At 34.3% G+C, this 9,080-nt stretch carries 10 protein-coding genes; all 10 read right to left on the bottom strand.

Features of this window, described 5'->3' with window-relative positions; all coding sequences use genetic code 11:
• Positions 1-344 precede the first annotated feature (344 nt).
• A complete protein-coding gene (locus BUC06_RS23005; RefSeq protein WP_073336941.1) occupies positions 345-881 on the bottom strand; it encodes a hypothetical protein in 537 nt (178 codons plus the stop codon).
• 3 nt (positions 882-884) lie between these two features.
• Positions 885-1,586, bottom strand: a complete 702-nt coding sequence (locus BUC06_RS23000; RefSeq protein WP_073336939.1) for a hypothetical protein — start codon at positions 1,584-1,586, stop codon at positions 885-887.
• Positions 1,587-1,653: 67 nt separating this feature from the next.
• Positions 1,654-2,094, bottom strand: coding sequence for a hypothetical protein (locus BUC06_RS22995; protein ID WP_139263427.1), 441 nt, complete (start codon positions 2,092-2,094; stop codon positions 1,654-1,656).
• Complete coding sequence (locus BUC06_RS22990; RefSeq protein ID WP_073336935.1) at positions 2,075-3,493, bottom strand: RHS repeat-associated core domain-containing protein; 1,419 nt, start codon at positions 3,491-3,493, stop codon at positions 2,075-2,077. Before BUC06_RS22990 ends, BUC06_RS22995 begins: the two co-directional genes overlap by 20 nt.
• A 233-nt stretch (positions 3,494-3,726) precedes the next feature.
• Positions 3,727-4,053 (bottom strand): hypothetical protein, encoded by a 327-nt coding sequence (locus tag BUC06_RS22985; protein WP_073336933.1) that lies wholly within the window; start codon positions 4,051-4,053, stop codon positions 3,727-3,729.
• A complete protein-coding gene (locus BUC06_RS22980) occupies positions 4,053-4,985 on the bottom strand; it encodes an RHS repeat-associated core domain-containing protein (RefSeq protein WP_228423890.1) in 933 nt (310 codons plus the stop codon). The genes BUC06_RS22985 and BUC06_RS22980 overlap by 1 nt, the downstream gene beginning before the upstream one ends.
• 207 nt (positions 4,986-5,192) lie before the next feature.
• Entirely contained in the window at positions 5,193-5,717 is a 525-nt protein-coding gene (locus BUC06_RS22975; protein WP_123878634.1) for a hypothetical protein, read from the bottom strand.
• A 141-nt stretch (positions 5,718-5,858) separates the two neighbouring features.
• Positions 5,859-7,118, bottom strand: coding sequence for an RHS repeat-associated core domain-containing protein (locus BUC06_RS24405; protein ID WP_073336927.1), 1,260 nt, complete (start codon positions 7,116-7,118; stop codon positions 5,859-5,861).
• Positions 7,119-7,218: 100 nt separating this feature from the next.
• Positions 7,219-7,878 (bottom strand): hypothetical protein, encoded by a 660-nt coding sequence (locus BUC06_RS22965; RefSeq protein ID WP_073336925.1) that lies wholly within the window; start codon positions 7,876-7,878, stop codon positions 7,219-7,221.
• A gap of 11 nt (positions 7,879-7,889) precedes the next feature.
• On the bottom strand, positions 7,890-9,080 hold a 1,191-nt coding region (locus tag BUC06_RS22960), incomplete at its 5' end, for an RHS repeat-associated core domain-containing protein (RefSeq protein WP_139263426.1).

The following is a 9,080-nucleotide window of genomic DNA, read 5'->3' as shown; positions in this document are numbered from 1 at the left end:
AGGCGGTTTCCTGTATAATGATAGGTAAGATTGTCGACAAGCTGTGTGGTTCCTGTAGGAGGGATCGTTTCTATAATTTTCTAATATAAAAACGTAATAAAACACAAAAAACTTCGCAATTTGCGAGGTTCTTTTATTATCTGCTACGAAGTTTATAACTTCGTAGAGCGGGTCTACGGATATTCTACTGGATAAAAATATTGTGCTAAAATTTTAGATATACAAAAACTAAAAGAGAACGATAGACAGCATGTCTTCGCTCTTCTTGATGCGTTCCTTAAACAAACTAAGCTGCAAAGCATTTTATAAAACACCAAAGCCACCGCAATTGCGGTGGCTTTGGTTTAGTTATGAGCAGTTTCTAAATTATATATATCTCCGCCTTCTTTTGTACATTGTATAAATATTTGTCTTGGAATACTATCTTTCAAACTTATTTTGGTAGTTTGATTACAACTCTCATTGTTGTATTTAAAAATCAACTCTTTATTCTCAATATTGCTAGGTAATGCATCTGCAGAACCTAAATTATAAAAGCCTAGAAGCTTATTATGTACAGTATAAATATACACTTGTCCACTTCCTCTCTTCGAGTCATCATAAATACCTGTGTAATGAACAGAGTTTAAAATTTTTAGAGTATCTTTTTTAGAGGTGATTATATTCCCCAAATATGTGACTACTTGTTCATCAATTTCTTTTCCTTTTTTTGTAAATCCAAAATCTTGATTAAGAGTATTTTGTTCTAAAACTAATATTCTACAACGTTCATAATAGTCCAACTTGGTTTCAATAACTTTATTTTTAACATTTTGCTGTAAATCTGATTTATTACAACTCGTAAATAAAACTACAATTAAACTCAAAAAAAATCTTTTCATATTTTAGTAATCTGAGGGTTTAGGTTTTTTAGATTCTTGTTGCATTTGTAAGACACTTTTTTGATAGCCTGCTGTTCCACCACCATTATATGCTTCTACAGCTTTTGCCCATCCTTGAAATTTATAGGTAGCTTTTCCTGTTTTTGAATCAACTGAAACTCCTCCTTTAAATCCTTTTGTAGCTAATACTCTGGTCCCCGCATACAAAGAATTTGTTTCGCTTGTTTTTTCACCTGTAGTTAATTGATAACTGCTTTTCATCTTAGACCAATCCCCAGGAACATTAGCCTGCATAATATCTGTAATACCTGTCGTACCCGCATTCGATTCTTGAACTGTAACAGCTTTAACTAAAGTAGGATCTAAATCAGGAATTCCCTTTGTAGCTTCAGTTGGAATAGAATTCCCTCCTTCAGTTACTAAATTTAATTGTCCAGAATTTTTAGCCTGATTGAAATAACCTGTTCTTGCTGCGATTTGATAGTCATTTTCCTGATAAGCTGCGCCAGATACATCTTCATTAGACTGTGGTCTATGTTGAATTATATTAGGCATAGGAACTGACTTCCAGCCTGCAGTGCTTTGGGCAGGGTTATTACTTGCATTTGTAGATTCTTGTATATATGTTTTAAATTGAGTGTCACTTTTAATACGATGGACTTCTACACCTCGATTATTAATAAATACAATATCATTTGGCGCCATCCCATCAGGGTCAATAAATCGAATAGGATTATTAAGACTATAACTATATGGTGACCAAGCTGGGGGATTATTTAATTTTTAACTTAGGTGTCAAATCAATATAACAAAGTCCATTTAAATTATTTGTTTTAAATATATTATCCTGATCCTTACCTTTTGCGATTACCGTTGAATCATCTAATATTATTTTATTAGGTACAAAATCAAGATAATTTGCAGGTCTATCTTTTGGGATGTAATCATTCTCTTTTATTAAGGGCTCAAAAATAAATGAAGGATATGTTTGATTCACTTTAATTATATTGCAATTAGATTTTGTTTTCTTAGAAACAATTTGATATTTTTTATCACTATTTAATATGTAAATAATATAATAATTGTTCAATGAATCTATTTTCTCAACTTTGTAGGGATAATTTGAAAGTTGTGCACTTTGTCTTGGTTTACAAGACGTTGCTGTAATCATTAATACTGTGATTAAAATTAAATTAAGGTATGTGCGTGCCATCTGAATTTCTTTTTAATATTGTTCTACCATTTGATTCATAATGTAGTGCTCTAACTCTGTCCGTTGGTTTAAAATAATTCAAAGGCAAAATTAAACCAGACACATCTTCAGCTTTTTCAGTAATTACTCCTGGCTGTGGATGCGCAGCTGCATGAGCTTGAGGGTAAATAGAAGTAGGGCTCGATGAATCAGGGGATGATACACCACTTGCTTTTGAAATTAAAGCCCCCTCATATCCTTCAGTAACTTCATGCAAGATTCCTTCTCCTGGCTTAGCGTTCGCATCTGATAAAATCCCAAGAACTTTAGGGTTAACTTCTTGTATCGCTTCAACGTTTCCGCTTGGTAAAATAGTGTTTCCCATAAATGCACCTCCTATATATTTCCCTCCTGTGCTTGTGTCGACGGTATTTTCTGCTTTTAATTCTACAGTAACTGTTTTATCATTTATGATTTTAGCAACACTAGCTGCATTTCCTGATAAAGTTGCTTTGGGATCAGCTTGAGTATAAGTTACATTTCCAGTTTTGGCATCTCTTGCTAATGTTATACTGCTTCCTGCTGCCCTTTGCAATTCTTGCAGAGCTTTATCTGATTCACCGCCTGTTATATCTTTAGGACCACATCCGTTAGGATCAATAAATCTAATAGGATTATTAAAAGCGTAGTTATAAGGGCTGTGTCTTCTCATTTTCTCCGCCAACGGATCTACAACGCCCCATCTTCCAATATCCGGCATATAGAACCTCGCTCCATAATCATACATCCCCGTCTCCTGAAGTTCCTTACCGTTGTACTTATAACTATAATAACTTCCAAGATTAGAACCCATCAGCATTCCTTGAATATGATTTAATCCAAAAGGATAATAGTTATTGGTATCCGTCACTTCCAGAACACCTTCGCTGTTTTTCGCAAAACTTACCCTCGCATTGCCGAGGTGATCTCTGTACTGGTAAATATAACGGTTTTCTGTGAAACTGTAAAAACCTTCTGCGGTGTGCACGAAATCAAGTTTCCATTCATGAGTTCCTCCAAGACCAGGAAATGTTTTTCCTATATTATTATAGGCCTGCTCTTCAAAAGCAGTGTCTGTTCTGCAAGTGATGCACAGACCTCCGCCATCTAAATAGCTATACTGAAAACCATCCAGATAATCTGTAATATGGGTGGTACCAGGTGACCCTCTTCTGCCTTGGATAATATAGTTTTTACGCAGCTTTGTTCCGTCTGCACGATACAAATACCCCAGGTTTGCACTTGAAGCCTGTCCGACCATAAATGGATCGGGCAGGATAATTGAAAAAGTATCCGGTAGGTTAAGATAATTGTAAACAATGCCCTTGATCCCTTTGTCTTTCATCGTAGTCATATTCCCGTTCAGGTCATAATCAATCATATTGTTTCCGCCTTCATATCCTGCGTCATTTAAAGAACTTTCAACAACCTGATTCAGGCGGTTTCCTGTATAATGATAGGTAAGATTGTCGACAAGCTGTGTGGTTCCTGTAGGAGGGATCGTTTCTATAATTTTCTAATATAAAAACGTCAAATGAAAAGAGACTGCCCTTTTGAGACAGCCTCATTTATTATTTCTCTCGGATTACAAATCCGCGAGAATGGGTTTAATATCTAGTATTTATAAGCTTTTACTGTTCCGTTTCTATATATATAAATACTATCTTCCCCCTTATTCTTTACTATACTGTCATTTTTTTTATATACTAACCTTTCAGAACCATTAAAACGTAATGTCTTTTTTGTTGACAAAATAATTGTTAACCAGCCATGATTGTTATGGTCAATATATAAACTATCAATTTTTCCATAAAAATTAGTATCCAAATTCTTTTGTATTATCTTTTCAGGTTTAGATTTCTGATATTCTTTATAAAGAAAATACCCCGAGGTAAAAAGACAGAATAATATCAGACCTATAACATTTTTATATTTTATCATTAATTTCCAAATTTTTTAAGTTTTGAAGAATAAGTTGTACCAAACTGCATACTACCACCAAATGATACTTTAGGTCTTTTCAAAAAATTCCAAATACCAGACGAGGCACTTGCACCACCCATTGATACATTTTGTTGTTTGTCATTTAAAGCAGTTTCACCATAATTTCCAGAAAATGGACCAACTCCCACTGCACCATTCCAGTACTTACCATTCATATTATCTGCGGTTAGTGGATCATATCCATTTTTAGTGGTATATTCATTATATGCAGCACCAACACCTACATTTAATCCATAAGATTTATACAAATTAATATATATTGAACTATCATAATTGCCACCAAAGTACCCTATTTCAAATCCAGCACCAGCACCTACTGTAAGTTCTCCTCCAATGCCTACTGTAAAAGGCTTATCAAGAACTTGTACGCCCCAGTTTCTACTAGATTCAATATTGGTGAAAAATTGTCCTCTCATACTTTCAGGACCATCAGAGGTGTGATATTCAAAACTATTTGCATCTCCTGAAGACATATTTAACCAATCACCATCGCTATAAAGTGCAACTTTACCTATCGTTTCATCGCCATAAGTCACATCAAACTTACCTTCCTTTCCTAAATATTTTCCTTGTACTAAACCTTGGTCTTTCAGAGTATTAAACTGTTCCTCTGAAGTCAGTGAAGCATCATAGGTAAATGTTTTTTTATTACTGTCCCAAAACCAGTCTGTTCCTTGTCTTCCATCTGGATCAATAAAACGTATAGGATTATTATAAGCGTAATTGTAAGTAGACCAACGTCTGGAAGTTTCCGCCAGCGGATCCACCACACCCCATCGTCCAATATCCGGCATGTAAAATCTTGCCCCGTAATAATACATTCCGGTCTCCTGCAACTCCTTCCCGTTGTACTTGTAGTTGTAATCCATCAGCATCGATCCAAATATTATACCCCTCATGTTTCAATCCAAACGGATAGTAATTGTTTTCCTCCAGAAGGGCAACTCCTCCGCCGTGGGCAGCACTGTAGCTTAATCTTATATTTCCTAAATGATCTCTCTAATTGTAAACCACCGCAATTGCAGTGGTTTGTTTTTATTATTGGACATGGTCGAGACACTATATCTGCTGGGAAATTAATTATCATCAAACTCCTGACTAAATTTCACTCCCTTTTTTAAAAGTATCTCTTTTATCTCTTTTGATTTTTGTTGTGGAGATATACGAATAACTTCATTTTTTGAATTAAATACAATATACCAGTTTTTAGAATCATAATCTATTAATTTAGTTGCAAGATTAAAGTCTTCATACTTTGTTTCTTTGAATGAATGTTTTAATATATCTGATTTATTCAGTGATTCATCTATAATCAATTTATAACCTTCAATTTCATACACTTTACTATATTTAAAATCTTGTAATAATTTTGGATTAACAAACCATACGTCTAACCAGTAAGCATTTTCAACATTCTGACTTGTACTAGCACCAATTATTAGTATATTTTCTTTTTTGCTGATTTCTGTTTCTGAATTTCTATACTTAATAAATGCCTTAACAATATTTTGATATAAACTATTGTTTTTCTGACTATATATATTGTTTTTACAACTACTTATAAGTAGCAATAAAAAAACTAATAAAAAGCAATTTTTCATATTTTTATTTTTTTGTGTTACCTATATGTTTAGCTGTCTTATTGTCATATCTGAAGTAACCGACACCTGGAGTATATTGATAGACATTTTGAATATTTGCGTTGTGGTTTTTTCGGTCGCCACCTGGCAAACCTACATCAGTTAATATCCCACCTGTTTTTTATCACGATGTGCATTAAAACCTGAAGGTCCCCATTCAGACCCTGGAGGATGAGAATGAACTCTTTCCTGCCGAATTGCATCTTTTGTAATGTGGAATCCAGAACCTCCTAAATTATTATTTTCAAGAACATCAGCAGCACTAGCACTTTCATTAATAGAATGATTAGTACCAACAATATTTGTAGAGAAACCATCGGAAAAGTTAAATGTATCTTGTCCTAATTCCACAGACGTATTATTTGCTGCAAATTCAAAAACTTGTGTTGCAACATCATAATCTTGTATCTGCATATAGGTAAACTCAGTTCCTCCCGCGACTCCGTCGTGACCGGGTGTATTGTAAGGTACTGTTTTAGCTTCTCCTATTTGTGAATCTCCTGTTGGATTTGATTCCGAAACATTTGTCCGAGCAATCTGTATAGATTTAGATTCATCTTCGTTAGTAATGGTGTCATAGGCATTGTCATCTTTTTTTCTTTCTATATTTCCATTGTTGAATATCTTAATCTTATCTTCTGCCTGTCTACCATCCGGATCAATAAATCTCAAAGGATTATTAAAACCATAATTGTAAGGACTATGACGTCGCATATTCTCCGACAGCGGATCCACCACACCCCATCTTCCTAAATCCGGCATATAGAACCTTGCGCCGTAATCATACATTCCGGTCTCTTGCAGTTCCTTACCATTGTACTTATAACTATAATAGCTTCCCAACTTTGAACTGCTAAGCATTCCCTGAATATGATTTAATCCAAAAGGATAATAGTTATTGGTATCCGTCACTTCCAGAACACCTTCGCTGTTTTTCGCAAAACTTACCCTCGCATTGCCGAGGTGATCTCTGTACTGGTAAATATAACGGTTTTCTGTGAAACTGTAAAAACCTTCTGCGGTGGGCACGAAATCAAGTTTCCATTCAGGAGTTCCTCCAAGACCGGGAAATGTTTTTCCCATATTATTATAGGCCTGCTCTTCAAAAGCAGTGTCTGTTCTGCAAGTAATGCACAGACCTTTACCATCTACTAAATAGCTATACTGAAATCCATCCAAGTAATCTGTAATATGGGCGGTTCCCGGTGATCCGTACTTGTTATAAAAAATAATCCATTTGCGCAGATTGCTTTCATTAAATCCTTTCTCTATTGCGATAGATCCAATCGAACGATGAAAATTTTTGTGGAGTTCAATACATTCTAATTTGAAGACAACGCTAAATTTTTCTTTTCTATACATAAAAAATGCCCATAAAAAGTGTCTAACTTTTTGTGGGCAGTCCAAAGCAATGGATTTTTTATTGTTAGCTCAAAGTTACAAACTTTGTATAGCGGGGGGATCAGGTGGGTTCATATACATTTTCAGGATTTTTTAATTTTTGTTCTTCAAAATCCTTTTGTATCTTCTTATTATTATCTATTTTTTGCCAATCCTTACTATCTTTCCAATATCTAATATCATCAATATTGTACTTGTCATCACTATTATTAGTGCTTGATGATCTTTGCTTAAAATAGTAATTTCTTATTTTTTTTGATATACTTTCAATATTATATGAATTAGTATAATTTGGACCAATCCAATTTAACAAAAAAGAGTCTTGCTCTTTTATTCCAAGATAGCAAGCTGCGTTATAGTACCATTTATAATTTTTATCAAGTATTCTTTGTTTGTTAATAGGATTTTTAGCAATTACGAAAACTGCAATTTTTTTATAATCTGGACTGTATAGAATGGTGTCTACTACTATTTGAGTAGATTCATCATATTCTTTAGAGTGAAAAGACTCTTGATGATTTTTTATAAAACCTTGAATTTGAAGAACAATATTTACACTATCTGAAGAATATTTTTTCTTATTTATTATAGTATTACTTACATACTCTTTGGGAGTTTCCTTATAAAACTTAAACTCATACCATCCGTAAATATATCGTAAATAAAAAAACAACAATACTAGGATTAAAATTATTACAACAATAATTATTTTATTTTTCATTTCTCTAATATTTAATGGTTACAAGTTGTACAAATCCACGAAGAACCATTCCATTGATATGTGCCCTCTTGTAATTTACTAATATCATTAAAAAATGTAAGAATTGAATGATCTGTACCATATCCAGTATTTGTATACGTGTCTTTATCACTCACTCCTTGCTCTTGTTCATTGGCAAGCCAACCCATCCCTGTAATATTATCATTGCCTTCGTGGATAAATTGTTGGGTTTTGATATTGGGATCCACTTTTAAGCTACCTGCTTGGAACGGATCAAAGTCTGCAACTAAAGTAATTTTTATTTGCTTTTGCTGTTCTTTTGGGAGAGTAGAAATATATTCTTTAAGTGCTTTTACATATCCTTTACCATAGGCTCCTCCCATACTATGAGTGATAATTTTTATAGTTTCTACAATAGCACCAGTAGTTTCATCCCTTGCCAAATTTTTAATAATTTCGGCAGCATCTTTTTTACCTTGGTCAAAACCAGAATTGATTCTATTCGTAGCCGAAGTATTTACATTACTGGTTGCAAAAAAAGTATTTGACCATCCTCCCATTGCTCCATCAACATACTTACGGTTATAATCTCCTAACTGCCTGCTTACAGAAATATCAAATCTATCATACATTGGCATTGATTGTCCTCCTGCAACCGTCATATAACCTCTAAATCTTCCCTGCCAATATTCAGGCGAACCTCCTGAACCTCCGTGTTGACCATTAATAAATATAACGAGATTTCCATCGGGGTCAATTGCATTAACGGGCGTATTGTTAGCGTAACTGTACGGTGATTTACTTAAGTATAATTCTCCTTTTCCGTCCATTGTTCCCCATCTTCCAATATCCGCCATGTAAAATCTTGCCCCGTAATCATACATTCCCGTCTCCTGAAGCTCCTTTCCATTGTACTTATAACTGTAATAGCTTCCCAACTTTGAACTGCTAAGCATTCCCTGAATATGATTTAATCCAAAAGGATAATAATTATTGGTATCTGTAACTTCCAGAACTCCTTCGCTGTTTTTCGCAAAACTTACCCTGGCATTGCCAAGGTGATCTCTGTACTGGTAAATATAGCGGTTTTCCGTGAAACTGTAAAACCCTTCTGAAGTAGGCACAAAATCCAGTTTCCATTCAGGTGGACCTCCGATAACAAGAACATCATTGATGTTTTTATAAGCCTGTTCTTCAAAAGC

The sequence above is a fragment of the Chryseobacterium carnipullorum genome (genome assembly GCF_900142785.1).
GTDB lineage: Bacteria > Bacteroidota > Bacteroidia > Flavobacteriales > Weeksellaceae > Chryseobacterium > Chryseobacterium carnipullorum.
Note: the sequence above shows the minus strand (reverse complement) of the source record. Positions and strands in the feature narration are given on the sequence as shown.